Source organism: Burkholderia pyrrocinia (genome assembly GCF_001028665.1).
Classification (GTDB): domain Bacteria; phylum Pseudomonadota; class Gammaproteobacteria; order Burkholderiales; family Burkholderiaceae; genus Burkholderia; species Burkholderia pyrrocinia.
The window spans coordinates 1,387,952-1,411,908 of sequence record NZ_CP011503.1; the positions used below are offsets into that span (position 1 = coordinate 1,387,952).

A 23,957-nucleotide genomic window follows, 5' to 3' on the forward strand; every position below is an offset into this window, starting at 1 on the left:
GGCGCGCCCCGTTCCGCGGGCGGGCGGCTTAACAGGCACAACGAAAAATTTCAGTTATCCAGCGATTTTCCACAGAATGCAGGGGATAACTTAGCTGTGCGATTTTCCGCTCTCGCTTAGAATGTCGGCTTTGCGGACACCGGAACGACGCGTGTCTCACCGGTCGCCGCGAATGCGACCGCCGCGTGTGCCTCGCGACGGCCGTGCTGATGCACTCGCAAGAGCGCGTCTGTTTTGAGATGGACATTCGATCTCCACACTACGGCTGCTCGGCAATCCGGGCGGCGGCAAAGCGAAAAGACTATGAGCGAAGGCGTTTACGGGAACCAGGCTTCGGGACGTGTCACCCACAGCCTGCTGCGGTTGAGTACGGCCATGCGAAGCCAGGCATGGGATTGGGCGGAAGGCGCGGGCCTCACGCCGACGCAGGGCGAGATCCTCGTGCTGCTGCTGCAGCGCAAGGGCCCGATGCGGCTCGGCGAGATCGCGCGCGAGACGCAGCTCACCGCGGCGACCACGAGCGATGCGGTCAGCACGCTCGAGACGAAGGGGCTCGTCGAGAAGCGCCGTGCGCTGGACGACGGCCGTGCACTGGCCGTGCGCCTGTCGGCGCGTGGCCGTACGGCCGCGAAGAAGGCGCTGCAATGGCCTGAATTCCTGACGAAAGCGGTCGGCAAGCTCGGCGCGGACGAGCAGGGCGCACTGTATCGCGCGCTGCTGAAGACGCTGCGCGAGCTGCAGGTCGCCGGTGCGACGCCGCCGCAGCGCATGTGCGTGACGTGCACCCACTTCCAGCCGGGCAAGCTGTCGAAGAAGACCGTGCATTACTGCGCGGCGCTCGACATCTCGATGTCCGACAGCGACCTGCGTCTCGACTGCTCGGTGCAGGAAGAGGCAGACGCGGCGACGCAGAAGAAGACCTGGAAGATTTTCGCAGGCTGACGTCCGTCGATCGACCGGGAGGCCGATGATGAACGCTGAAGTCGTGGCGATCCGCCACGTGCATTTCGAGGATCTCGGGAGCTTCGAGCAGGTGCTCGGCGAACGGGGCCGACGGGTGCGCTATGTAGACGTCGGGTCGTCGCGGTTCGAGGTGCTGGATGTGCTCCAGCCGTCGCTGTTCGTCGTGCTCGGCGGGCCGCTCAGCGTGTATGACGATGCGCAGTATCCGACGATCGCGCCGCTTGCGGCGCTCGTGCGCCAGCGCATCGACGCGGGGCTGCCGATCCTCGGCATCTGCCTCGGCGCGCAGTTCATCGCCCGTGCGCTCGGCGCGCGCGTCTATCCGGCTGCGCAGCACGAACTCGGCTGGGCGCCGCTGACGCTCACCGATGCCGGCCGCGCGTCGGCGTTGCGTCATCTCGATGGCGCGGCGACGTCGATGCTGCACTGGCACGGCGACACGTTCGACCTGCCGGGCGGCGCGATCCATCTCGCGTCGACGCCGGCGTGCCGCCACCAGGCATTCGCGTGGGGGCAGCACGTGCTGGCGCTGCAATGCCATCCGGAAATCCGCACCGATCGCTTCGAACCGTGGCTGATCGGGAACGCCGGCGAAATCGCGTCGACGCCCGGCGTCGACGCGCGCCAGTTGCGCGACGATACCGCGCAGCACGGCCCCGCGCTCGAAGCGGCCGCACGGCGCATGTTCGCGGAGTGGCTCGACGGCGTCGGGCTCTGACGCCGCGGGCGGCGTCGCTCGCCGCGAATCCTTGGCCCGGCCGGCATCCGTTGCAGGCCGGCGCATCGCTGCATGCGACGCGTTTCCCGCCGCGCCGGCAACCTGCTGCCGGTCGCACCTGACCATCTCCTTACTGCCGATCGCGTCATCTGCGCGCTTCAAGCCTGCGTGCTACGCTCGTCCGCTCTTTCCCTTTCCAGGCGAGCGGCTTCCATGACTGCGCTGTTTTCCCCGTTCACGCTGCGCGGCGTGACCCTTCCGAACCGGATCGTGATCTCCCCGATGTGCCAGTACTCGGCCGAACGCGGCGAAGCGACCGACTGGCACATGATCCACCTCGGCCATCTCGCGCTGTCGGGCGCGGGCCTGCTCTGCATCGAGGCGACCGCCGTGGAACCCGACGGGCGCATCACGCATGGCGACCTCGGCCTCTGGGACGACGTGACCGAAGCTGCGCTGAAGCCCGTGCTGGCTGCGATCCGCAAGCATGCGCCGATCCGCGTCGCGATGCAGTTGTCGCATGCGGGGCGCAAGGCGTCGAGCGAGGTGCCGTGGAACGGCGGCCAGCTCGTGTCCGTCGCCGACGGCGGCTGGCTGCCGCATGGGCCGTCGGCCGTGCCGCACAAGGAAGGGGAGACGCCGCCGCTCGCGCTCGATGCCGCGGGCCTGAACCGGATCCGCGAGGCGTTCGCGGCCGCTGCGAAGCGTGCCGCGCGGCTCGGCATCGACGCGATCGAAGTGCACGCGGCGCACGGCTACCTGCTGCACCAGTTCCTGTCGCCGCTCGCGAACCGGCGCACCGACGAATACGGCGGCTCGCGCGAGAACCGGATGCGTTTTCCGCTCGAGATCTTCGAGATCGTGCGCGCGGCGTTTCCGGAAGACCGGCCGGTCGGCGTGCGCGTGTCCGCGACCGATTGGGTCGAAGGCGGCTGGGAGCTCGACGACACGATCGCATTCGCACACGAACTGAAGCGCCGCGGCTGCGACTGGATCGACGTGTCGTCCGGCGGCGTGTCGCCGCTGCAGAAGATTCCGCTGTCGCCGGGTTACCAGGTGCCGTTCGCGCAGGCCGTGAAGCGCGCGGTCGGCATGCCGACGATGGCGGTCGGCCTGATCGACGATCCCGCGCATGCGAACCGGCTCATCGAGGCCGGCGATGCCGATTTCGTCGCGATGGCGCGCGCGATGCTGTACGACCCGCGCTGGCCGTGGCACGCGGCGGCCGAGCTCGGCGCGCAGGTGACGGCGCCGCCGCAGTACTGGCGCTCGCAGCCGCGCGAGCACAAGGCGTTGTTCGGCGACATCGCATTCGGCCAGCGTTGAGCGCCAAGCGCGCAATATTGCGCGCGATGTTGAACGAAGCAATATCGAACGTGTAGGATGCGGGTGATTCGCCGCATGTCCCGACGCGGCACCAACCGGTGCCGCGTTTTCGTTTGGCGCGCGCCGGGCCGCGATCGCGGCCGTCTTCCATTCAATTCGTCTTCACAAGGATTCGTTCGATGAGTTCACGCAGGATCGCGGTGCGCCGCTCGGGAGTACACGGCAAGGGCGTGTTCGCGGTGGAGCCGATCAAGGCCGGCGAACGCGTAGTGGAATACAAGGGCGAGCGAATTTCGTGGAAGGAAGCGCTGCGTCGCCATCCGCACGATCCGAGCGAGCCGAACCATACGTTCTACTTCGCACTGGACGAAGGCGGCGTGATCGACGGCAAGATCGACGGCAACAGCGCGCGCTGGATCAACCATTCGTGCGCGCCGAACTGCGAAGCCGAGGAAGTCAAAGGCCGCGTGTACATCCACGCGCTGCGCGACATCGGGCCGGAAGAGGAGCTGTTCTACGACTACGGCCTCGTGATCGACGCGAAGCTGACGAAGAAGCTCAAGCGCGAATACGCGTGCCATTGCGGCGCGGCTTCGTGCCGCGGCACGCTGCTCGCGACGTCGGACGACGGCGAGAAGAAGAAAAAGAAGAAGGACAAGAAGGACGGCAAGTCCGAGTCCGGGGCGAAGGACAAGAAAAACAGGAAGTGACGCAGGCGGCGGCGCATCGTGCGCAGCCGCAGCCGCTTCTGCAGGCGGCTGCCGCGTTGTGCGGCAGTCCTTCCCGTTTCCTTGTCCGTCAGGCGGCCCGGTCAACGGTCGCCCGACGTGGATCGCCAGGGGAATCGCTCAATGCGCCGACGCGGCGGCAGGCGTTTCGCTGACCGGCTTCTCCGTGCGCTGGGCGAGCGGCACCCGCACCACGAAGCGCGAACCGCCTTCCGGCGCATCCTCGTACGACACGGTACCGCCATGCATCGCGATGATGTCGTGCACGATCGCGAGGCCGAGCCCGGCGCCCGTTTCGACACCGTTGCCGCTTTGCGCATCGCCGCGGAAGAAGCGCTTGAACAGGTCGGCCTGCTGGTTCGCGGGCACGCCCGGGCCGTTGTCCTCGACGACGATCTCGGCGGCCGGCAGGCCGTCTTCGAGCGCGCTGCGCGCGACGTTCACGGTGATCCGCGCGCCGTCCGGCCGCGCGAGCGGCACGTATTTCAGCGCATTGTCGAGCAGGTTCGCGATCACCTCGCGCAGCAGCACGGGGTTGCCGCGCACGATCAGCTTCTCGTCGTCGCCGGGGTCGTCGCTGCGCTGGAAGCCGAGGTCGACATGCGACGCGAGCGCGCGCGGCACCCATTCGGCACCCGTCTCGAACGCCATTGCTCCGAGGTCGACGTCGACGAACCGCGCGGCCTGTTCGCCCGGCTCCGCACGCGCGAGCGACAGCAACTGGTTCGATAGTCGCACCGCGCGGTCGGCGGCCGCGCGCAGCTCGCGCACCGCGGCGAAGGTCTGGTGCGGGTCGCGCGCGACGGCGGCCTGCTCCGCATGCAGCTTCACGGCCGTGAGCGGCGTGCGCAACTGGTGCGCGGCATCGGCGATGAACTTGCGTTGCGCGTCGAGTGCGGTCTTCAGGCGGCCGAGCAGCGCGTTCATCGCACTCGTCAGCGGCCGGATCTCCAGCGGTACCTCGGTTTCGTCGACCGGTTCCAGCGACGTGTGGGTCTGCCGGTTCAGCGAATCGGCGAGATGCGTGAGCGGGCCGAGTTGCTGGTTCACGACACGCCACACGATACCCCAGCCCGCGAGGAGCAGCAGCAGCAGCGGCATCATGATCGCGACGAGGAATTCGGCCGCGATCCGGTAGCGGTGCCGCACCGGCTGCGCGACCTCGACGACCATCGGCTTGCCGCCTTCGACGTCGTCGACGCGCACCTGTGCGACGCGCACCGCGCGGTTGTCGTACTCGGCCTCGAACACGTATGCGTGATGCATGCGGCGCACGTTGATACCCCGCAGCGGCAGCTTCGGATCGCCGGCGAGCTCCTGTTCGCCGTCGCTGATCCGGTAGATCAGCGCTTCGGCGGGATCGGAGAACATCGCCTGCGCGAGCGGCGGCACCGTGAACGGCGCGTCGGGCCCGGCGATCTGGATCTGTTTCGAGATGGCGGTCGCGAGATCGGCGAGCGAGCGGTCGATCACGTGCTGCGTGTATTGCCACGCGAGCCAGTAGGCGATCAGGCCGCTCATCAGCGCGAGCATCGACAGCGGTGCGGCGAGGCGCCGGAGCAGCGAGCGGCGCAGGCTGGTGGTCACAGCCGGATCAGGAGACATTTCGACGGGCAAATGGATAAGCGCCGCTCACGGGGAGCGGCGCGGTCGTGCGCCGGGCGGCGACGCGGAGCAGGGCGCATGCGCCGGCGGCACGCGGCCGGGCGGCGCGCGGCCGCTCAGACGCTCGCCGTCTGGCGGATTTCCTGCAGCAGGTAGCCGAAACCGCGCACCGTAACGATTTCGACACGGCACTGCTCGAGTTTCTTGCGCACGCGGTGCACATAAACTTCGATCGCGGTATCGCCGAGATCGCCGCCGAAGTGCGTGAGGTGGTCCTGCAACTGGGCCTTGCTGACGACGCGGCCGTGACGCAGCAGCAGCATCTCGAGCACCGCGAACTCGCGCGGCGACAGTTCGAGCGGCTTGTCGTCGTTGAATATGCGGCGGTCGACGCCCGACAGGCGGACGCCGCCGAGCGACACTTCCGGACGCGGCATGTCGCTGTGCGGGCCGCTGCGGCGCATCACCGCGCGGATGCGCGCTTCGAGCTCGGCCGGCTCGAACGGCTTGAGCATGTAGTCGTCGGCGCCCGAATTCAGGCCCTGGATCCGGTCGTTCAGCTCGTCGCGTGCGGTCAGCACGATGACGGGCGTGTGGCGGTTGGTCTGGCGGAAGCGCGTGAGCAGCGTCATCCCGTCGATGCCCGGCAGGCCGAGGTCGAGGATCACGAGTTCGTGGCGGTTTTGTGCCAGCGCCTGTTCGGCAAAAATGCCGTCATGCACCATGTCGACGGTGAAGCCAGCCTGCTCGAGGCTGCTCTGGATTCCGCGTGCGATGGGGCGGTCGTCTTCGATCAGAAGGAGTCGCATGAAGTTCGCTCAAGTACAATGGGTTGGCGGTTCAGGCACGCGGACAGCACGAAGCCGTTTCCACAGGGGCGCCGCATCGCGTGACATCAAGCATGGCGGCCAGCGAACGATTAAATCCAATCATGTCCGATATTTCGATCAACGACCTTGAAGCCGCGATCAATTTCTGGCGCGCCCGCTCGCCGTCGAGCGGCGACGAACTCAAACTCTGCGAAGAGGCCAGCGCGCTCTCCAAGCCGTATGCGCTGCTGATTGTACAGCGCGGAAGCGCGCTGCAACTGGAAGGTTTGGACCCCAAGGCACGGAAAGCATACGAGACTTACGTGCGCCTTAAGGATGGCTTGGAAAGCTGAAGGCTTTCGCTGACTACATCCTAGAAAACGTTCATCGAAATGAAAAGTTGACGCGCCGCGCACCGAACGATGCGCGGCGGTAGAGGAAGGCTTCAGGCGGCGGGTTTCGCGTGCGCGCCGGCGCGATCGATGAACAGCGCGAGTTCGATGTCGCGTTCGGTCAGACCGTCGGCGTCGTGGGTCGACAGCGTGACGTCGACGCGGTTGTACACGTTGAACCATTCCGGATGGTGGTTCATTTCCTGCGCCTTGATCGCGACGCGCGTCATGAAACCGAACGCTTCGTTGAAATCGGCGAAGCGCAGGCTGCGCTGGATCGCGTCGCGGCCCGGCATGGCCGTCCAGAGCGGCAGGCCTTCGAGCCGGGTCTTGCGTTCTTCTGATGTGAGCTTGTGGATCATCTTGCACCTCTCGTTCGGTAACGGCGCCCGCGCGCGGCTGCGCCGCGCGGCGAAGCCGGCACCGGTCATTGTTTCATAGTTGTGCGACGGGCATCCGGGGACGGGCATCCGGCGACGGGCATCCGCCATCCGGCGCGCGCTGGCGCGTCACGCGTCGGCGTCGGCGGGCCAGCCTTCACCCGTGCCGCGATGCAGCACGCGATCGCTATCGAGCACCGCGCCGGCCGCGAATTCGGGCAGCGCCGCAAGCCGGTCGGCCAGCGCGCGGCCGTCGACGTCGGCGAGCGCGAACAACTGCGAGAAATCGTCGATCACGAAGTAGGTCTTCTGGAACGTGTCGATCCGGTACTTCGTGCGCATCACGCGTTCGAGATCGAAGCCGAGCCGGTTCGGCGCCGCGCTTTCGAGGCTGTACAGGCTTTCGCCCTTGCTCGACACGATCCCGGCGCCGTAGATCGACAGCCCGTTCGTGCCGAGCGGGTCGCGGATCAGCCCGAATTCGACTGTATACCAGTAGAGCCGTGCGAGCCGCGCCAGCGCCGCTTCGTCGTCGGCGACCGCGAGCGCGGTGCGGCCGTATGCCTGCATGTAGTCGGCGAACACCGGGTCGATCAGCAGCGGCACATGGCCGAACAGGTCGTGGAAGCAGTCGGGTTCCTGCAGGTAGTCGAGCTGGTCGGGGCGGCGCATCCACCAGGTGACCGGAAAACGCCGGTTCGCGAGATGCTCGAAGAACACGCGGTCGGGCACGAGGCCCGGCACCGCGACGATCTCCCAGCCCGTCGCGGGCTTCAACTGGCGGTTCACGTCGGCGAACGACGGCACGCGGTCGGCCGGCAGGTCGATCTTGCCGAGCCCCGCGACGAACGCGTCGCAGGCGCGCCCGCGCAGCAGCACCGACTGGCGCGCATAGAGCTGCTTCCACACCGCATGGTCGACCTGGCCATAGCGTTCGAGCGGCTGGTCGATGGTGAAATCTGCGCGGGTTTCGAGGCCCGCGTCGAACTGCTCCTGCAGTTTCGCGGTGACGACGGTGGACATGATCAGGCTCTGCACGCTGTGGTTGGGAACCATGCAAGTGTAGAGCGGCCTGCGCGCGTAATGGGCGCAAAGTTGGCGTTGATTTGCTTGTTGATGCGATAATCTCGCATCAAATCACGAATCAATGCGGAGAATTCTCATGCTGGAACTCGATCACTTCGATCTCGCGCTGCTGGACGTGCTGCAGCGCTTCGGTCGCGCGACCCATCAGCAGCTCGGCGAGGAGGTGCCGCTGTCGCCGTCGCAGATCGGCCGGCGGCTGCAGCGGCTCGAGGCGGCCGGCGTGATCGAAGGCTATCGCGTGATGCTGCGGCCCGAAAAGCTCGGCCTCGGCGTCACCGCGTTCACGAGCCTGAAGCTCAAGCACCACGGCGATTCGATCATCGAGCAGTTCCAGCAGCAGATCGACGTGCTGCCCGAAGTGCTCGAATGCCATGCGGTGGTGGGCGATGCCGACTACCTGCTGCGGATCGTCGCGCCCGACCTGAACGCGCTGTCGCAGTTCGTGATGAAGAAGCTGATGCGCGTGCCGGGCGTCGACAGCGTGCGCTCGAACATCGTGCTGACGACCTTCAAGCGCAACGGCGCGCTGCCGCTCGCGCACCTGGCGCCCGGCGCTGCCTGACGCGGCGGGCAGCGCCAGCGCAAGCCCGCCCGCTATTCGCGGGAACAGGCCCCAGGCGACGCGTGCCGCAACGGCCGCGGCGGCGGGGCTGGATCAGACGGCTTCGTGCTGCGTGTCGGCGTTCAGCAGGTCGACGTACGCGACCGCGACCAGATCGTCCTGCGATACGCCGAGCTTCGTGAACACGTCGTGCGCTTCGGCTTCGCCGCCGGCTTCGTCGTCGTCGGGGCCGAGCACGACTTCCAGTTCGATGAAATCGCCCAGGCCGTCGACGCGGTCGAGGTGGATGCGCGTGCGGCCGGCGAGGTACACGTGCCGTTCCTTCGTCACGATCCCGCGTGTGGTCAGCGCGGTCGCGAGCAGCGCATGCATCGCGTCGGGATTCGTCACGGGGCTGCGCGTGTAGTACGACGCCTTCGGGCCGTCGCGGTCGTCGCGCTGGTAGAAGATCAGTTCGGCCGGCGTGCCGTCCTCGAAGCGGCGCAGCTTCAGCCGGCCGCGCGGCACGTCATAGAAGAAATCCTGCTGGCGGTAGAACAGCGGCGCTTCGGTCGCGAGCGTCGCCGCGCGTTCGCGCAGCTGGTCGAATTCGCGAGCGCGGGCTTTGATCTCGATGTTGCGGGCCATGCGGGTCTCCTTCAAGAGGGGTCTCGCGGTGTGCGAACGCACAATCTAGCAAAAAGGCGGGGATGGTGGCGTGACGGCGGGCGGGCGGGCGGGAGGCGTGGCGAGATGCCGCGTGTCGAGCGCGACGCCGGCGCCCGGCGTGTGGCGCGTGGCGCGTGGCGGCAGCGCTGTCATCAGCACCGCTCATATCGCCCACTGGGCTTCGATCAGCCGCAGCGCGGCCGCGATCGCCGGTTCGTCGCGCCGTTCGGCGAGCGCCACGAACGTCAGTTCGGTCGGCACCGTCACGCGCTCGACGATCGTCAGCGCATGCGCGTGCGCTTCGGCCAGCGCGGTCGAGTCGCGCGCGAGCGTCAACCCGATGCCCGATTTGACGAGGTCGAGCATCGATTGCTCCTGGTCGACCTCGGCAACCTTCACGGGCTGCGCACCGGCTTGCGCGAAGCGCCGCGACAGCAGCCGGTGATGCGCGGACGCCGGCGGCGTCCAGATCCACGGCAGCGCGGCGAGTGCGCGCCAGTCGTGCGCGCGCTGCACGCGCTCCTTCCAGCCGGCCGGCGCGAGCACGCGGTACTGGAAATGGGTGAGCGTGACGGTGTGGAACAGCGCGCCGTCGAGCGGATCGTCCTCGCCGGGCCGGCCGATGTAGTAGCCGACGTCGAGCGCCTGCGCGCGCACCTGTTCGATCACCCAGCCCGACATCCCGTGCCGCAGCGCCGTCTCGATCTGCGGATGGGTTTCGACCAGCGCGCGCAGGAAGCCGCCGAGCCGCAGGAAGCCAGGATCGAGGATCGTGCCGATCCGCAGCCGGCCGCGCACCTCGTGCCGCAACGCAGCAGCGGCGCGCTGCACGTCGGCGGCCGCGGCGAGCGCGCGTTCCGCATGCGGCAGCAGCGTCTGGCCGTCGCGCGTGAGCGCGAGCCCGCGCGACGTGCGCGTGAACAGCGCGACGCCGAGCGTTTCCTGCAGATGCTTGATCTGCAGGCTGACGGCCGGTTGCGTCAGGTGCAGTTGCGCGGCGGCGCGCGTCAGGTTGCCTTCGCGCGCGACCGTCGCGAACGCGCGGAGCAGGGTGAGATCCATCGTCGTGATATGAGCGCTGCTTATAACGCAGTTCAGCATAACTCATTGGATCGGCGGCCGGCAGCCGGAGTACGCTTCATCGGTCGCGTCGCCCGGCGGGTTTCGGCCGGCACCGGGCCGGGAGTACGGCAGGGCAGGCGGGCGGTGCCGCAAGCGCGGCCCGCGAGGCACTATGCTTGAAATGACGCGCGGCATCGCAGCGCGCGGGATACAACAACGAGATTGCATGGGGTCAGCGAAAGTGCTTACTCCATCCAACCACGCCATGGGGCCTGAGTAAGCGCTAAAGCACTAACTCGGGCCGACCGCCGTGGGGATGGAGTAAGCGCTGAAGCGCTAACGCTGGCCGACCGCCGTGGGGATGGAGTAAGTGCTGAAGCGCTAACTCCATCCAACCACGCCATGGGGCCCGAGTAAGCGCTAAAGCGCTAACTCGGGCCGACAGGAGACAAGCCGTGAATACACAACGCACGCTCGAAGGCGAATTTGATTACGTAATCGTGGGCGCAGGCACCGCGGGCTGCGTGCTCGCGAACCGCCTGACCGAGGATCCCGACATCCGCGTACTGCTGCTCGAAGCGGGCGGCAAGGACGACTATCACTGGATCCATATCCCGGTCGGCTATCTGTATTGCATCGGCAACCCGCGCACCGACTGGCTGTACAAGACGCAGCCGGAAGCGGCGCTCAACGGCCGCGCGCTGGCATATCCGCGCGGCCGCGTGCTCGGCGGCTGCTCGTCGATCAACGGGATGATCTACATGCGCGGCCAGCGCGAGGATTACGACGGCTGGGCGCAGGAAACCGGCGACGCCGGCTGGTCGTGGGACAGCGTGCTGCCGATCTTCAAGCGCAGCGAGGATCACCATGCGGGCGAGAGCGACGCGCACGGTGCGGGCGGCTACTGGCGCGTCGAGAAGCAACGGCTGCGCTGGGAGATCCTCGAATCGTTCGCGCAGGCCGCGCAGCAGACGGGCATCCCGGCGACCGACGATTTCAACCGCGGCGACAATTCCGGGGTCGGTTATTTCGAGGTGAACCAGAAGCGTGGCGTGCGCTGGAATACGTCGAAGGCGTTCCTGCGGCCCGCGATGGCGCGCCCGAACCTGACCGTGATCACCGGCGCGCAGGCGCAGCGCGTGGTCTTCGAAGGGCGGCGCGCGGTCGGCGTCGAGTATCACGGCGGCGGCACCGATTACGTCGCGCGGGCACGTGCGGAAGTGCTGCTGACGTCCGGCGCCGTGAATTCCCCGCAATTGCTCGAACTGTCGGGTATCGGCGACGGCCGGCGGCTGCAGGCGCTCGGCATCGACGTCGTGCAGGATCTGCCGGGCGTCGGCGAAAACCTGCAGGATCACCTGCAATTGCGGATGGCGTTTCGCGTCGAAGGCGTGCGCACGCTCAACACGCTGTCCGCGCACTGGTGGGGCAAGCTGATGATCGGCGCGGAATACGCGTTGCTGCAGCGCGGGCCGATGTCGATGGCGCCGTCGCAGCTCGGCGCATTCGCGAAATCCGATCCAGACGATCCTGCGCTCACGCGCCCCGATCTCGAATACCACGTGCAGCCGCTGTCGCTCGAACGCTTCGGCGAGCCGCTGCACAGCTTCAACGCGTTCACGGCATCGGTCTGCCATCTGCGGCCGACGTCGCGCGGCAGCGTGCACGTCACGAGCGCCGATCCGGCCATCGTGCCCGCGATCGCGCCGAACTATCTGTCGACCGACCACGATCGCCATGTCGCCGCGAACGCGCTGCGCCTCACGCGCCGGATCGCGTCCGCGCCGGCGCTTGCGCGCTATCGTCCCGAGGAAATCCTGCCGGGCGTGCAGTATCGGACCGAGGCCGAACTGATCGACGCGGCCGGCGCCGTCGGCACGACGATCTTCCATCCGGTCGGCACCTGCCGGATGGGGCGTGCCGATGACGAGCGTGCGGTGGTCGACAGCCGGCTGCGCGTGCGCGGCATCGCCGGATTGCGGATCGTCGATGCATCGGTGATGCCGTTCATTACGTCGGGCAACACCAATTCGCCGACGCTGATGATTGCCGAGCGCGCGAGCGACATGATCCGTGCCGATCGCCGCGCGGCGCGCGACGCGACGCCGGTGCGAACGGAGGCCACGGTGACGGCCGCGTGACGGAACGCTGACGCGCGCGACAGCGGGCGGTCATACTCGCGCCCGCTGATTCGATATGCGAAACAAGCTGCCGTTGTAACGACCATATTGGTTGCCGCGGTTCGAACGGCAGGATCGATGCAAGCCGTGCATTGGCGAGGCTTTTTTCGTTGCGTGTATGCCGGGCCATGCAGGCAGTCAACTGTCGATGATGCACGTGTCAAAAAAGCGTGGTGAAAAACCGTGCAAACCGCATTCGGCATGGCGGCCAGCCCTATAAGTGCAAATCCCGATGATTGCACTGCACCAACGGCGCGACAATGTTGCGCAATGTGCATACGCGTCGGCGCGGGAGACCACCCTCGAGGCGTACCACGGCGCCCGGGGGCAGCCGGCTGATCCGCTGACCTGTTCGCGGTCGCTTGCACCACGCATCCCGGTGCTTCGCCTGACTTCGTACGGAAGGGAACATGATTCTCGGCGACACGATTCTGGAAACACGCGGACTGACGAAGGAATTCAGGGGTTTCACCGCCGTGAACGGCGTCAACCTGCGTGTGCGTCGCGGCGCGATTCATGCGCTGATCGGGCCGAACGGCGCGGGCAAGACCACCTGCTTCAACCTCCTCACCAAGTTCCTGACACCGACGGCCGGCCAGATCGTCTTCAACGGGATCGACATCACCGACGAGCGGCCCGCGCAGGTGGCACGGCGCGGCATCATCCGTTCGTTCCAGATCTCGGCCGTGTTCCCGCACCTGACCGCGCTGCAGAACGTGCGCATCGGCCTGCAGCGTGCGCTCGGCACTGAATTCCATTTCTGGCGCAGCGAACGCACGCTGAGGCGGCTCGACGACCGCGCGATGGATCTCCTCACGCAGGTCGGCCTCACCGATTTCGCGCACGTGCCGACCGTCGAGCTGGCATACGGCCGCAAGCGCGCGCTCGAGATCGCGACGACGCTCGCGATGGAACCCGAACTGATGCTGCTCGACGAGCCCACGCAGGGGATGGGCCACGAGGACGTCGATCGCGTGACCGCGCTGATCAAGAAGGTCGCGAGCGGCCGCACGATCCTGATGGTCGAACACAACATGAACGTGATCGCGGGCATCTCCGACACGATCACCGTCCTGCAACGCGGCGAGGTGCTGGCCGAAGGCTCGTATGCGGAAGTGTCGAAGAATCCGCTCGTCATCGAGGCCTACATGGGCAGTGCCGATGCAGCGCTCGCGGGGGCGCACGCATGAAGCACAGCGAACGGGAGGAACGCGAATTGAGCGGCGTCGAGAGCGGCACGCCCGCGCTGGAGATCACGGGCCTGGAGGCCTGGTACGGGGAATCCCACATATTGCACGGCGTCGACCTGACGGTGCATCGCGGCGAGGTCGTCACGCTGCTCGGCCGCAACGGCGCGGGCCGCACGACGACGCTGCGCGCGATCATGGGCCTCACGGGCCGCCGCAACGGGTCGATCAAGGTCGCGGGCAACGAGACGATCGGCCTCGCGACGCACCGCATCGCGCATTTCGGCATCGGCTACTGCCCTGAGGAACGCGGGATCTTCTCGAGCCTGTCGTGCGAGGAGAACCTGATGCTGCCGCCGCCGATCGGGCCGCGCGAGCACGCAATGTCGCTCGACGAGATCTACGCGATGTTCCCGAATCTCGCGTCGCGCCGGCAGAGCCAGGGCACGCGGCTGTCCGGCGGCGAGCAGCAGATGCTCGCGGTCGCACGGATCCTGCGCACCGGCGCGAACCTGCTGCTGCTCGACGAGATTTCCGAAGGCCTCGCACCGGTGATCGTGCAGACGCTCGCGCGGATGATCGTCGCGCTGAAGGCGCGCGGCTACACGATCGTGATGGTCGAACAGAATTTCCGCTTTGCCGCGCCGCTTGCCGACCGCTTCTACGTGATGGAGCACGGCCGCATCGTCGAGCATTTCCGCGCGGCCGAACTGGAAAGCAAGATGCCGACCCTGCACGACCTGCTCGGGGTGTGACGCCGCCCCGTTTCCTTTGCCGCTAGCCGTGGCGGCCTCGAACAACCACAACGCATCAGAACAACAGGAGACGTCAATGAAAATGAAGACCCTCGCACACGCCTGTCTCGCGCTCGCGACCGCCGCGTTCACTGCCGGCGCCGCGCATGCCGCGGATACCGTGAAGATCGGCTTCGTCACCGACATGTCGGGGCTTTACGCGGACATCGACGGGCAGGGCGGCCTCGAGGCGATCCGCATGGCGGTCGCCGACTTCGGCGGCAAGGTGCTCGGCAAGCCGATCGAGGTCGTGTACGCGGATCACCAGAACAAGGCGGACATTGCCGCGTCGAAGGCGCGCGAATGGATCGACCGCGGCGGGCTCGACCTGCTCGTCGGCGGCACGAATTCGGGGACGGCGCTGGCGATGGCCAAGCTCGCCGCGGAGAAGAAGAAGGTCTACATCAACATCGGTGCGGGCGCGGACACGCTGACGAACGAGGAGTGCACGCCGTACACAGTGCACTATGCGTACGACACGATGGCGCTCGCGAAAGGCACCGGCTCGGCGGTGGTCAAGCAGGGCGGCAAGACGTGGTTCTTCCTGACCGCCGACTACGCGTTCGGCAAGGCGCTCGAGAAGAATACGTCGGACGTCGTGAAGGCGAGCGGCGGACAGGTGCTGGGTGCGGTGCGGCATCCGCTGTCCGCGTCGGATTTCTCGTCGTTCCTGCTGCAGGCGCAATCGTCGAAGGCGCAGATCCTCGGCCTCGCGAACGCGGGCGGCGACACGATCAACTCGATCAAGGCCGCGAAGGAATTCGGCATCACGAAGACGATGAAGCTCGCCGGGCTGCTGATGTTCATCAACGACGTGCACAGCCTCGGCCTCGAGACGACCCAGGGCCTCGTGCTGACCGACAGCTGGTACTGGAACCGCGACGCGGCAGCGCGCCAGTGGGCGCAGCGCTACTTCGGCAAGATGAAGAAGATGCCGTCGAGCCTGCAGGCGGCCGACTACTCGTCGGTGACGACCTACCTGAAGGCCGTCCAGGCTGCCGGCACGACCGATTCCGACAAGGTGATGGCCGAGCTGAAGAAGGCGAAGATCAACGACTTCTACGCGAAGGGCTACATCCGCACGGACGGCAGCATGATCCACGACATGTACCTGATGGAAGTGAAGAAGCCGTCGGAATCGAAGGAGCCGTGGGACTACTACAAGGTGCTCGCGACGATTCCGGGCGAACAGGCGTTCGGGACCAAGCAGGAGACGCGCTGCGCGCTGTGGAAGTAAGCGCGGCGTAGCGGCGCGCGCGGGCGCGCCGCACGGTGGCGGCTGCAGCGATGTGCCCGCTGCGCCGCCCGCGTGCGCAACGCGGTAAGGTTGCACACGCAACGAAACTCATACTGACGGCTAAGTCGATGGAAATCTTTGGCATTCCGTTGCCGGCGATGCTGAGCCAGTTGCTGCTCGGGCTCGTCAACGGCTCGTTCTACGCGATCCTGAGCCTCGGGCTCGCGGTGATCTTCGGGCTGCTCAACGTGATCAACTTCGCGCACGGCGCGCTGTTCATGCTGGGCGCGATGCTCGCGTGGATGGGCATGTCGTACTTCGGGCTGCCGTACTGGGCGATGCTCGTGCTGGCGCCGCTGGTCGTCGGCGCGTTCGGGATCGCGATCGAGCGCTCGATGCTGCGCTGGCTGTACAAGCTCGATCACCTGTACGGGCTGCTGCTCACGTTCGGCCTCACGCTGGTCGTCGAAGGCGTGTTCCGGTCGATCTACGGATCGTCCGGCCAGCCGTACGACGTGCCGTCGCAGCTTTCCGGCGCGACCAACCTCGGCTTCATGTTCCTGCCGAACTACCGTGCGTGGGTCGTCGTCGCGTCGCTCGCGGTGTGCCTCGCGACGTGGTTCGTGATCGAGAAGACGCGCCTGGGCGCGTACCTGCGCGCGGGCACCGAGAACCCGAAGCTCGTCGAGGCGTTCGGCGTGAACGTGCCGATGATGATCACGCTCACCTACGGCTTCGGCGTCGCGCTCGCCGCGTTCGCGGGCGTGCTGGCCGCGCCGGTGATCCAGGTGTCGCCACTGATGGGCCAGCCGATGATCATCACCGTGTTCGCGGTGGTCGTGATCGGCGGGATGGGCTCGATCCTCGGCTCGATCGTCACGGGCCTGATGCTCGGCGTGATCGAGGGCTTCACGCGCGTGTTCTACCCCGAAGCGTCGGCCACCGTCGTGTTCGTGATCATGGCGATCGTGCTGCTGTTCCGCCCGGCGGGCCTCTTCGGCAAGGAAAAATGATGCAGAGAAAAGTGCTCTACGGCGTGCTGCTCGCCGCACTGCTCGCCGCGCCGTTCATCGGCGCGTATCCGGTGTTCGTGATGAAGGTGCTCACGTTCGCGCTGTTCGCGGCCGCGTTCAACCTGCTGATCGGCTATACGGGGCTGCTGTCGTTCGGCCATGCGATGTTCCTCGCGACTGCCGGCTACGCGACCGGTTATTCGATACAGACGCTCGGGTTCACGCCGGAGCTCGGCGTGCTCGTCGGCACCGTCGCCGCGACGCTGCTCGGGCTCGTCGTCGGGCTGTTCGCGATCCGCCGGCAGGGCATCTACTTCGCGATGATCACGCTCGCGTTCGCGCAGATGGTCTACTTCATCTACCTGCAGGCGCCGTTCACGCACGGCGAGGACGGCCTGCAGGGCGTGCCGCGCGGCCACCTGTTCGGGCTGCTCGACCTGTCGAACGACGTCGCGCTGTACTACGTCGTGCTGGCGGTGGTCGTCGCCGCGTGCGGGTTCATCGTGCGGGTCGTCCATTCGCCGTTCGGCCAGGTGCTCGTCGCGCTCAAGGAGAACGAGGCGCGCGCGATCTCGCTCGGCTACGACACGGATCGCTTCAAGCTGCTCGCGTTCATCCTGTCGGCCGGGCTCGCGGGGCTCGCCGGCTCGCTGAAGGTGCTCGTGCTCGGCTTCGAGACGCTCTCCGATGCGCACTGGACGATGTCGGGCCTCGTCGTGCTGATGACGCTCGTCGGCGGGATGGGCACGCTGTTCGGGCCGCTGCTGGGCGCGGCGCTGATCGTCGCGCTGGAAGACCGGCTCGGCGACATCGGCGAATGGCTCGCGTCGACGACGGGCGTCGCGTGGTTCCATTCGCTCGGCGAATCGGCGACGATCGTCACCGGGCTGATCTTCATCGCGTGCGTGCTCGCGTTCCGGCGCGGCATCGTCGGCGAGATGGTCGCGCGGATCAAGCCGCTCAGGGCGTCCTGAGCGCATGTCGCGCGCGTCGCGGCACGTTGATGCGAAGCACCATCCGGCGCGCTGCGGAAGGGCGTCGCAGCAGGCTCAAGTCGGTGCCGCGCGGCAGACTGGTGCCCCATTTTCGTGCGGCGATGCACCATAGGGGTAAATGCTAAGTTGCCGTGGTGCTTAAGCCTCTTTAAGATTCGTTCCAGTTCTGATGCACCGCGAAACGAATTTGCAGGTGGAGAACGAGGAGACAATCGAGGCACAAAGTGCCCGGACCCCAAAGCGCTGTTGGACGGAATCCAACAGCGCTTTTTCATTTGCGTGCACGGATTTCCACCGATGGTGCATCGGCCTGCGCAATTGCCGTATTCCGCGCTTGCATTCGCACCGCGCTTCTTCCGCGCTTCGCCGCGTCCCCCGTTTTTCCCTTTCCCGCAATCCGGTCGCAGACGGCGCGTCGCCATGCGCGGGCTGTCCGGGCTTACCCGGTTGGCGTGCGCGAAATGCGTCCGTTACACTTGGCTTTCGCCGACCGCACGGTCGGGAAAATCGGTCGGCAGTTCTCCTACAAGCAGAATGCAGAAGAGGGAGTACGGTTGGATGAGCAGCGCAGGACGATGGATCGGGGCAGGAAGGGCGGCTGGCGCCGCTCGTTCGTCATTGGGTGCGCATCGGTACTTCCCGGCCTTCCCGAGCCTTCCTGCGGCCGGTACGCGCGTTGCGGCACGGGTTGCCGGCATCGCGCCTTCGCCGGTCGTTGCGCTCGCACCCGTCTCCGCATGAACCGCCGCTTTTCCGATCTTTCGCCGCCAACGCGCGTGGCCGGGCCGAGCCAGGCCGGCGTGCCTTCCGGCGATCGTTGCGCACGCATCGATCGCCCGCACGATCCTGCATTTCTTCGCCTTCTTCATCCTGACGACATTGGTGCTGCGCATCGTGGCGGTCGAACCAATGTGTCGGCCGCGATGCGCATGCACTGCGTCGTCAGGATCCTGCCGCGGTGGCGGCGTTTCACGGGAAAACGAGCGTAGGCGCGGCAAGGCGAGATAGTTAAATTATTAACTTGTTTGGGAAACGGGAGCCGCCCGAGCGACCCGCGGATTTTTCGAGCAGCGTTTGGAGACAACGTAAATGAAGATGAATCGATGGATGGAGGCCGTGCTTGCCGCGGGCCTCGTGTGCGCGGCGGCCACGGCGTCGGCGCAGGTGAAGATCGGCGTGACGCTGTCGGCCACCGGGCCGGCTGCGTCGCTCGGGATTCCGGAAAAGAACACGATCGCATTGCTGCCGAAGGAAATTGCGGGCAAGAGCGTGCAGTACATCGTGCTCGACGATGCATCCGACACGAGCCGCGCGGTGCAGAACGTGCGCAAGCTGATCGACGAAGACCACGTCGACGCGATCATCGGCTCGTCCGTCACGCCGAACTCGCTCGCGATGCTCGACCCCGTGTCGCAGGGCAAGACGCCGACGATTTCGCTCGCGGCGAGCGCGCAGATCATCGCGCCGATGGACGCGAAGCGCGCGTGGATGTTCAAGGTGCCGCAGAACGACCAGCTGATGGCCGACGCGATCGCCGGCTACATGGCGAAGCACGGCGTGAAGACGGTCGGCTTCATCGGCTTCGCCGATGCGTACGGCGACAGCTGGTACAAGACGTTCAGCGCGGCGGCCGAGAAGAACGGCCTGAAGCTCGTGTCAAACGAGCGCTTCAACCGCACCGACGCGTCGGTGATGGGGCAGGTGCTCAAGCTGTTGGGCTCGAATCCCGACGCGGTGCTGATCGCGGGCTCCGGCACGCCGGCGGCGCTGCCGGCCAAGACGCTGAAGGAGCGCGGCTACAAGGGCAAGGTGTACCAGACGCACGGCGTCGCGAACAACGACTTCCTGCGCGTGTGCGGCAAGGATTGCGAAGGCGAGATCCTGCCGGCCGGCCCGGTGCTCGTGACCGACCAGCTCCCGGATTCGAACCCGGTGAAGAAGGCGGCGCTCGGCTACAAGGCCGCGTACGAGAAGGCCTACGGCGCCGGTTCGCTGGCGACGTTCGGCGGCCATGCGTGGGATGCGGGGCTGCTGCTGCAGCGTGCGATTCCGGACGCGCTGAAGAAGGGCCAGCCGGGCACCGAGGCGTTCCGCGAAGCGCTGCGCGCGTCGCTCGAAAGCGTGAAGGACCTGCCCGTGTCGCACGGCGTGATCAACATGACGTCGTCCGATCACAACGGCTTCGATACGCGTGCGCGCGTGATGGTGCAGATCGTCGACGGCAAGTGGAAGTTGCAGGCCGAGTAAGCATCACGTGAAACCGGCGGGCGCGGCGCGAACGGCGCCGTGCCCGCCGTCGGCAGGGCGCCGGGCCTGACGGGCCGCGCCCGTGTCGCATGGAACCACCGGGGCCCGCCGCGTGGCGCCCGACGCGCCTTGTCGTCCGTGTGCCCCGGCCGTTCCCGTCGCCGTTTCTCCGCAGCATTCTCGATACAAGACACGTATGGATCTCTCGATTGCGGCGATCCTCGCGCAAGACGGCATCACGACCGGCGCCATTTATGCATTGCTGTCGCTGGCGCTCGTGCTGGTGTTTTCCGTCACGCGGGTGATCTTCATTCCCCAGGGCGAATTCGTCGCCTACGGTGCGCTGACGCTTGCCGCGTTGCAGGCGCAGAAATTCCCCGCCACCTGCTGGCTGCTGTTTGTGATGGGCGTCGCGTGCTTCCTGCTCGAAGTCGGCGGCCTGATCCGGCATCGCGAACGCCGCCATCAGCTCGGCCGCACGCTCGCGACGCTCGGCAGCCGCTACATCCTGCTGCCGCTCGCGGTGTTCGCGATCACGCGCAGTTTTGCCGCGCAGCCGATGCCGATGCTTGCGCAGATCGCGCTGACGCTCGCGATCGTCGTGCCGATGGGGCCGTTCGTCTACCGGCTCGTGTATCAGCCGATCGCCGAAGGCACGACGCTGCTGCTGCTGATCGTGTCGGTCGCCGTCCATTTCGCGATGGTCGGCCTCGGGCTCGTGATGTTCGGCGCGGAGGGCTCGCGCACCACCGGATTCTCGGATGCGTCGCTGTCGATCGGCAGCATGACGGTGTCGGTGCAGAGCATCTTGGTCGTCGTTACCGCGCTCGTGCTGATCGGCGCGCTGTACGTGTACTTCGGCCGCACGATCGCCGGCAAGGCGCTGCGCGCGACGTCGGTGAACCGGCTCGGCGCGCAGCTCGTCGGTATCGGCACGACCGAAGCAGGGCGGCTCGCGTTCACGTTCGCGGCGGGCCTCGGCGTGCTGTCGGGGATCCTCGTCGGCCCGCTGACGACGATCTACTACGACTCGGGCTTCCTGATCGGGCTGAAGGGCTTTGTCGGCGCGATCATCGGCGGGCTCATCAGCTATCCGCTCGCGGCCGCCGGCTCGCTGCTCGTCGGCGTGCTCGAATCGTATTCGTCGTTCTGGGCGAGCGCATACAAGGAGGTGATCGTGTTCACGCTGATCATTCCGGTGCTGCTGTGGCGGAGCTTCGTGACGCCGCACGCGGAAGAGGAAGAGGAGTGACGCGATGAAGACGATGGTACGCAACAAGACCTTCTGGGTGTTTCTCGTGGTGCTGTTCGCGCTGCCGGTTCTGCCCGGCGCGCTGCAGGTGCCGGAGTACTGGATCACGCTGCTGAACTACATCGGCCTCTATGCGATCGTCGCGATCGGGCTCGTGCTGCTGACGGGCGTCGGCGGGATGACGAGCTTCGGGCAGGCCGCATTCGTCGGCATCGGCGCGTATGCGACCGCGTTCCTGACGACGCGGTACGGCGTGTCGCCGTGGCTCGCGCTGATCGTCGGCGTCGTGCTGACGGCGCTCGTCGCGCTCGTGCTCGGCGTGGTCACGATGCGGCTGTCCGGGCACTTCCTGCCGCTCGGCACGATCGCGTGGGGCCTCGCGCTGTTCTACCTGTTCGGCAACCTCGAACTGCTCGGCAAGTACGACGGGATCAACGGGATTCCGGCGCTGAACCTGTTCGGCATCGCACTCGACAGCGGCCGCAGCCTGTATTTCCTGATCTGGGCCGTCGTACTGGCCGCGATCGTGTCGGTGCAGAACCTGCTGAACAGCCGGCCGGGCCGCGCGATCCGCGCGCTGCGCGGCGGCGGCGTGATGGCCGAGGCGATGGGCGTGAACACCGCGTGGATGCGCGTCGTGATCTTCGTCTACGCGGCCGTGCTCGCGGCCGTGTCGGGCTTCCTGTACGCGCACCTGCAGCGCGCAGTGAACCCGACCCCGTTCGGCCTGAATCACGGGATCGAATTCCTGTTCATGGCGGTGGTGGGTGGCGTGTCGCACGTGTGGGGCGCGGTGCTCGGCGCAGCGATCCTCACCGTGCTGCAGGACTACCTGCAGACGCTGCTGCCGAAGCTGCTCGGCTCGGAAGGCAACTTCGAGATCATCGTGTTCGGCGTGCTGATGGTGCTGCTGCTGCAGTATGCGCGCCAGGGCGTGTGGCCGTTCGTCGCGAGGCTGTTCCCGCGCGGGCCGCGCGCGCATGTGCCCGAGCATGCGGACCCGCTGCCGCAGCGCGCGAAGCCCGCGGCCGGCGAGCCGCTGCTCGTGGTCGACAACGCACGCAAGCAGTTCGGCGGGCTCGTGGCCGTCAACGATGTCAGCTTCGACGTGAAAGCGGGGCAGATCATCGGGCTGATCGGTCCGAACGGTGCCGGCAAGTCGACCACGTTCAACCTGGTGACGGGCGTGCTGAAGCCGACGGGTGGCACGATCACGTTCCGCGGCGAGCGCATCGACGGGCTCACGTCGCGTCAGATCGTCCGTCGCGGCATCGGCCGCACGTTCCAGCACGTCAAGATGCTGCCGGCGATGACGGTGCTCGAGAACGTCGCGATCGGCGCGCATCTGCGCGGCCATACCGGTGTCTGGCGTAGCATCGCGCGGCTCAATGCACACGAGGAAGCGCAGTTGCTGGCCGAAGCCGCACGGCAGATCCGTCGCGTCGGGCTCGAAAAGCACATGTGCGACGAAGCGGGCAGCCTCGCGCTCGGCCAGCAGCGGATTCTCGAAATCGCGCGTGCACTGTGCTGCGACCCGACGCTGCTGCTGCTCGACGAGCCGGCCGCCGGGCTGCGTTACCAGGAGAAGCAGCAACTCGCCGACCTGCTGCGGCGGTTGAGGGCGGAAGGCATGAGCGTGTTGCTCGTGGAACATGACATGGACTTCGTGATGAACCTCACCGACCGGCTGGTGGTGATGGAATTCGGCACGCGGATCGCGGAAGGGCTGCCGGAGGATGTGCAGCAGGATCCGGCCGTCCTCGAAGCGTATCTGGGCGGGGTGGAGTGATGACGGACACGACGATGCCGATTCTCGAAGTGCGCGGGCTGGCGGTCCGGTACGGGAAGGTGGAGGCGCTGCACGGCGCGGCAATCAAGGTCGGTGCGGGGCAGATTGTCAGCGTGATCGGCCCGAACGGGGCAGGCAAATCGACGCTGCTGAACGCGATCATGGGCGCGCTGCCGGTGACCGGGCATGCGTCGGGCGCGATCGTGTATCGCGGCAACGACGTCGGCGCGCTGCCGGTCGAGCAGCGTGTCGCGCGCGGGATGTGCCTCGTACCGGAAAAGCGCGAGCTGTTCAGCACGATGACGGTCGAGGACAACCTCGTGCTGGGCGCGTATCGGCGCAAGCAGGCAGGTGAATCGAACTTCCTCGACCAGCTCGACCACGTGTTCGCGCTGTTTCCGCGGCTGAAGGAGCGCCGCAAGCAGGCGGCCGGCACGCTGTCGGGCGGCGAGCGGCAGATGCTCGCGGTCGGCCGCGCGCTGATGGGCAAGCCCGACCTGCTGATGCTCGACGAGCCGAGCCTTGGGCTTGCGCCGCTGATCGTGAAGGAGATCTTTCATATCATCAGCGCGTTGCGCGGAACCGGCGTTGCGACGCTGCTGATCGAGCAGAACGCCCGGGCCGCGTTGCAGATCTCCGACTACGGCTATGTGCTGGAGACGGGTGAGTTTGCGCTGGAAGGACCGGCGGCCGAGCTCGCGCAGAATCCGCGTGTGATCGAAACATACCTCGGGTTGGTGAAGAAGACGGCTTGATAGTCGGGGCGGTTGGCGGGAAACGGACGGCGTGTTTCACGTGAAACACGCCGTTTTTGTTTGTGGGGTTGGAGCAATGTCGCGATGGCCCGATGGTTCGCGGTCAGGGGATAAGTGTCTGGGGAATAGTCGGAAGTTCTGTGTGGCGGCGGCGGATAAGCTGCCCACAGCGCGGGTGATGATCATTCGTCTCGCTCAGCAGTTGATAGTGGCGTGCTCCACCGATCGG

Annotated in this window: 23 protein-coding genes; 16 read left to right on the plus strand and 7 right to left on the minus strand. The window is 66.8% G+C overall.

What is annotated here, in order from left to right:
* Nucleotides 1-303: 303 nt before the first annotated feature.
* From ABD05_RS06385 to ABD05_RS06400, 4 genes are all read left to right on the plus strand, one after another.
* Nucleotides 304-942 carry a MarR family winged helix-turn-helix transcriptional regulator gene (locus ABD05_RS06385; protein WP_047899436.1) on the plus strand — a complete coding sequence of 213 codons (639 nt, stop codon included), beginning with the start codon at nt 304-306 and terminating at the stop codon, nt 940-942.
* A gap of 28 nt (nt 943-970) precedes the next feature.
* Complete coding sequence (locus ABD05_RS06390; RefSeq protein WP_047901102.1) at nt 971-1,681, plus strand: glutamine amidotransferase; 711 nt, start codon at nt 971-973, stop codon at nt 1,679-1,681.
* A 213-nt stretch (nt 1,682-1,894) separates the two neighbouring features.
* Nucleotides 1,895-3,007 (plus strand): NADH:flavin oxidoreductase/NADH oxidase, encoded by a 1,113-nt coding sequence (locus tag ABD05_RS06395; RefSeq protein WP_047899437.1) that lies wholly within the window; start codon nt 1,895-1,897, stop codon nt 3,005-3,007.
* Nucleotides 3,008-3,186: 179 nt separating this feature from the next.
* Complete coding sequence (locus ABD05_RS06400; RefSeq protein WP_047899438.1) at nt 3,187-3,717, plus strand: SET domain-containing protein; 531 nt, start codon at nt 3,187-3,189, stop codon at nt 3,715-3,717.
* A 138-nt stretch (nt 3,718-3,855) separates the two neighbouring features.
* Here ABD05_RS06400 and ABD05_RS06405 read toward each other — a convergent pair whose 3' ends face one another.
* Together ABD05_RS06405 and ABD05_RS06410 are read right to left on the minus strand one after the other, a co-directional pair.
* Nucleotides 3,856-5,340 (minus strand): sensor histidine kinase, encoded by a 1,485-nt coding sequence (locus tag ABD05_RS06405; protein ID WP_047899439.1) that lies wholly within the window; start codon nt 5,338-5,340, stop codon nt 3,856-3,858.
* A gap of 116 nt (nt 5,341-5,456) precedes the next feature.
* A complete protein-coding gene (locus tag ABD05_RS06410; RefSeq protein ID WP_006401494.1) occupies nt 5,457-6,149 on the minus strand; it encodes a response regulator in 693 nt (230 codons plus the stop codon).
* A gap of 122 nt (nt 6,150-6,271) precedes the next feature.
* Here ABD05_RS06410 and ABD05_RS06415 point away from each other — a divergent pair, with 122 nt between their 5' ends.
* Nucleotides 6,272-6,502 carry a DUF3717 domain-containing protein gene (locus ABD05_RS06415; protein ID WP_047899440.1) on the plus strand — a complete coding sequence of 77 codons (231 nt, stop codon included), beginning with the start codon at nt 6,272-6,274 and terminating at the stop codon, nt 6,500-6,502.
* Nucleotides 6,503-6,594: 92 nt separating this feature from the next.
* Here the strand turns inward: ABD05_RS06415 and ABD05_RS06420 are convergent, their stop codons facing one another.
* Both ABD05_RS06420 and phhA read right to left on the minus strand, forming a co-directional pair.
* A complete protein-coding gene (locus tag ABD05_RS06420) occupies nt 6,595-6,903 on the minus strand; it encodes a 4a-hydroxytetrahydrobiopterin dehydratase (protein WP_047901103.1) in 309 nt (102 codons plus the stop codon).
* Nucleotides 6,904-7,050: 147 nt separating this feature from the next.
* Nucleotides 7,051-7,977: a phenylalanine 4-monooxygenase gene (gene phhA / locus ABD05_RS06425; protein WP_082146059.1), complete on the minus strand. Its 927-nt coding sequence runs from the start codon at nt 7,975-7,977 to the stop codon at nt 7,051-7,053.
* Between the two features lie 106 nt (nt 7,978-8,083).
* On the opposite strand from phhA, the gene ABD05_RS06430 reads away from it, so the two are divergent.
* The gene (locus tag ABD05_RS06430) at nt 8,084-8,569 is read left to right on the plus strand and encodes an Lrp/AsnC family transcriptional regulator (RefSeq protein WP_006408082.1); all 486 of its coding nucleotides are present in this window, start codon (nt 8,084-8,086) and stop codon (nt 8,567-8,569) included.
* Between the two features lie 93 nt (nt 8,570-8,662).
* Here the strand turns inward: ABD05_RS06430 and ABD05_RS06435 are convergent, their stop codons facing one another.
* Nucleotides 8,663-9,196: a class IV adenylate cyclase gene (locus tag ABD05_RS06435; RefSeq protein WP_047899441.1), complete on the minus strand. Its 534-nt coding sequence runs from the start codon at nt 9,194-9,196 to the stop codon at nt 8,663-8,665.
* A gap of 183 nt (nt 9,197-9,379) precedes the next feature.
* A complete protein-coding gene (locus ABD05_RS06440) occupies nt 9,380-10,279 on the minus strand; it encodes a LysR family transcriptional regulator (RefSeq protein ID WP_047899442.1) in 900 nt (299 codons plus the stop codon).
* Nucleotides 10,280-10,734: 455 nt separating this feature from the next.
* Here ABD05_RS06440 and ABD05_RS06445 point away from each other — a divergent pair, with 455 nt between their 5' ends.
* From ABD05_RS06445 to ABD05_RS06470, 6 genes are all read left to right on the plus strand, one after another.
* Nucleotides 10,735-12,420 (plus strand): GMC family oxidoreductase, encoded by a 1,686-nt coding sequence (locus ABD05_RS06445; RefSeq protein ID WP_047899443.1) that lies wholly within the window; start codon nt 10,735-10,737, stop codon nt 12,418-12,420.
* A 449-nt stretch (nt 12,421-12,869) separates the two neighbouring features.
* On the plus strand, nt 12,870-13,649 hold the full coding sequence (locus ABD05_RS06450) for an ABC transporter ATP-binding protein (protein ID WP_040142748.1): 780 nt from the start codon (nt 12,870-12,872) through the stop codon (nt 13,647-13,649).
* Complete coding sequence (locus tag ABD05_RS06455; RefSeq protein ID WP_047899444.1) at nt 13,646-14,401, plus strand: ABC transporter ATP-binding protein; 756 nt, start codon at nt 13,646-13,648, stop codon at nt 14,399-14,401. Before ABD05_RS06450 ends, ABD05_RS06455 begins: the two co-directional genes overlap by 4 nt.
* Before the next feature lie 76 nt (nt 14,402-14,477).
* On the plus strand, nt 14,478-15,677 hold the full coding sequence (locus tag ABD05_RS06460; RefSeq protein WP_047899445.1) for an ABC transporter substrate-binding protein: 1,200 nt from the start codon (nt 14,478-14,480) through the stop codon (nt 15,675-15,677).
* Nucleotides 15,678-15,805: 128 nt separating this feature from the next.
* Complete coding sequence (locus tag ABD05_RS06465) at nt 15,806-16,690, plus strand: branched-chain amino acid ABC transporter permease (RefSeq protein WP_047899446.1); 885 nt, start codon at nt 15,806-15,808, stop codon at nt 16,688-16,690.
* On the plus strand, nt 16,690-17,664 hold the full coding sequence (locus tag ABD05_RS06470) for a branched-chain amino acid ABC transporter permease (RefSeq protein ID WP_047901105.1): 975 nt from the start codon (nt 16,690-16,692) through the stop codon (nt 17,662-17,664). The genes ABD05_RS06465 and ABD05_RS06470 overlap by 1 nt, the downstream gene beginning before the upstream one ends.
* A 491-nt stretch (nt 17,665-18,155) precedes the next feature.
* Here the strand turns inward: ABD05_RS06470 and ABD05_RS35830 are convergent, their stop codons facing one another.
* Nucleotides 18,156-18,578, minus strand: coding sequence for a hypothetical protein (locus ABD05_RS35830; protein WP_082146060.1), 423 nt, complete (start codon nt 18,576-18,578; stop codon nt 18,156-18,158).
* A gap of 196 nt (nt 18,579-18,774) precedes the next feature.
* Between ABD05_RS35830 and ABD05_RS06475 the strand changes: the two genes are divergently transcribed.
* The 4 genes from ABD05_RS06475 to ABD05_RS06490 all read left to right on the plus strand — a co-directional run bounded on the left by ABD05_RS06475 (nt 18,775) and on the right by ABD05_RS06490 (nt 23,728).
* Nucleotides 18,775-19,932 carry an ABC transporter substrate-binding protein gene (locus ABD05_RS06475; RefSeq protein ID WP_047899447.1) on the plus strand — a complete coding sequence of 386 codons (1,158 nt, stop codon included), beginning with the start codon at nt 18,775-18,777 and terminating at the stop codon, nt 19,930-19,932.
* A 196-nt stretch (nt 19,933-20,128) separates the two neighbouring features.
* Nucleotides 20,129-21,184: a branched-chain amino acid ABC transporter permease gene (locus ABD05_RS06480; protein ID WP_047899448.1), complete on the plus strand. Its 1,056-nt coding sequence runs from the start codon at nt 20,129-20,131 to the stop codon at nt 21,182-21,184.
* Nucleotides 21,185-21,188: 4 nt separating this feature from the next.
* The gene (locus tag ABD05_RS06485) at nt 21,189-22,973 is read left to right on the plus strand and encodes a branched-chain amino acid ABC transporter ATP-binding protein/permease (RefSeq protein ID WP_047899449.1); all 1,785 of its coding nucleotides are present in this window, start codon (nt 21,189-21,191) and stop codon (nt 22,971-22,973) included.
* Nucleotides 22,973-23,728: an ABC transporter ATP-binding protein gene (locus ABD05_RS06490; RefSeq protein ID WP_047899450.1), complete on the plus strand. Its 756-nt coding sequence runs from the start codon at nt 22,973-22,975 to the stop codon at nt 23,726-23,728. Before ABD05_RS06485 ends, ABD05_RS06490 begins: the two co-directional genes overlap by 1 nt.
* Nucleotides 23,729-23,957 lie beyond the last annotated feature (229 nt).

What these genes read in the sequence shown, in the direction of transcription:
- phhA (WP_082146059.1), bottom strand. Translation starts at nt 7,977, where the DNA reads ATGGTTCCCAACCACAGCGTGCAGAGCCTGATCATGTCCACCGTCGTC.
- ABD05_RS06490 (WP_047899450.1), top strand. Translation starts at nt 22,973, where the DNA reads ATGACGGACACGACGATGCCGATTCTCGAAGTGCGCGGGCTGGCGGTC.
- ABD05_RS06405 (WP_047899439.1), bottom strand. Translation starts at nt 5,340, where the DNA reads ATGTCTCCTGATCCGGCTGTGACCACCAGCCTGCGCCGCTCGCTGCTC.
- ABD05_RS06450 (WP_040142748.1), top strand. Translation starts at nt 12,870, where the DNA reads ATGATTCTCGGCGACACGATTCTGGAAACACGCGGACTGACGAAGGAA.
- ABD05_RS06440 (WP_047899442.1), bottom strand. Translation starts at nt 10,279, where the DNA reads ATGGATCTCACCCTGCTCCGCGCGTTCGCGACGGTCGCGCGCGAAGGC.
- ABD05_RS06470 (WP_047901105.1), top strand. Translation starts at nt 16,690, where the DNA reads ATGCAGAGAAAAGTGCTCTACGGCGTGCTGCTCGCCGCACTGCTCGCC.
- ABD05_RS06400 (WP_047899438.1), top strand. Translation starts at nt 3,187, where the DNA reads ATGAGTTCACGCAGGATCGCGGTGCGCCGCTCGGGAGTACACGGCAAG.
- ABD05_RS06465 (WP_047899446.1), top strand. Translation starts at nt 15,806, where the DNA reads ATGGAAATCTTTGGCATTCCGTTGCCGGCGATGCTGAGCCAGTTGCTG.
- ABD05_RS06480 (WP_047899448.1), top strand. Translation starts at nt 20,129, where the DNA reads ATGGATCTCTCGATTGCGGCGATCCTCGCGCAAGACGGCATCACGACC.
- ABD05_RS06485 (WP_047899449.1), top strand. Translation starts at nt 21,189, where the DNA reads ATGAAGACGATGGTACGCAACAAGACCTTCTGGGTGTTTCTCGTGGTG.
- ABD05_RS06475 (WP_047899447.1), top strand. Translation starts at nt 18,775, where the DNA reads ATGAAGATGAATCGATGGATGGAGGCCGTGCTTGCCGCGGGCCTCGTG.
- ABD05_RS06430 (WP_006408082.1), top strand. Translation starts at nt 8,084, where the DNA reads ATGCTGGAACTCGATCACTTCGATCTCGCGCTGCTGGACGTGCTGCAG.
- ABD05_RS06420 (WP_047901103.1), bottom strand. Translation starts at nt 6,903, where the DNA reads ATGATCCACAAGCTCACATCAGAAGAACGCAAGACCCGGCTCGAAGGC.
- ABD05_RS06410 (WP_006401494.1), bottom strand. Translation starts at nt 6,149, where the DNA reads ATGCGACTCCTTCTGATCGAAGACGACCGCCCCATCGCACGCGGAATC.
- ABD05_RS06415 (WP_047899440.1), top strand. Translation starts at nt 6,272, where the DNA reads ATGTCCGATATTTCGATCAACGACCTTGAAGCCGCGATCAATTTCTGG.
- ABD05_RS06455 (WP_047899444.1), top strand. Translation starts at nt 13,646, where the DNA reads ATGAAGCACAGCGAACGGGAGGAACGCGAATTGAGCGGCGTCGAGAGC.
- ABD05_RS35830 (WP_082146060.1), bottom strand. Translation starts at nt 18,578, where the DNA reads ATGCGCAGCACCAATGTCGTCAGGATGAAGAAGGCGAAGAAATGCAGG.
- ABD05_RS06395 (WP_047899437.1), top strand. Translation starts at nt 1,895, where the DNA reads ATGACTGCGCTGTTTTCCCCGTTCACGCTGCGCGGCGTGACCCTTCCG.
- ABD05_RS06385 (WP_047899436.1), top strand. Translation starts at nt 304, where the DNA reads ATGAGCGAAGGCGTTTACGGGAACCAGGCTTCGGGACGTGTCACCCAC.
- ABD05_RS06390 (WP_047901102.1), top strand. Translation starts at nt 971, where the DNA reads ATGAACGCTGAAGTCGTGGCGATCCGCCACGTGCATTTCGAGGATCTC.
- ABD05_RS06435 (WP_047899441.1), bottom strand. Translation starts at nt 9,196, where the DNA reads ATGGCCCGCAACATCGAGATCAAAGCCCGCGCTCGCGAATTCGACCAG.
- ABD05_RS06460 (WP_047899445.1), top strand. Translation starts at nt 14,478, where the DNA reads ATGAAAATGAAGACCCTCGCACACGCCTGTCTCGCGCTCGCGACCGCC.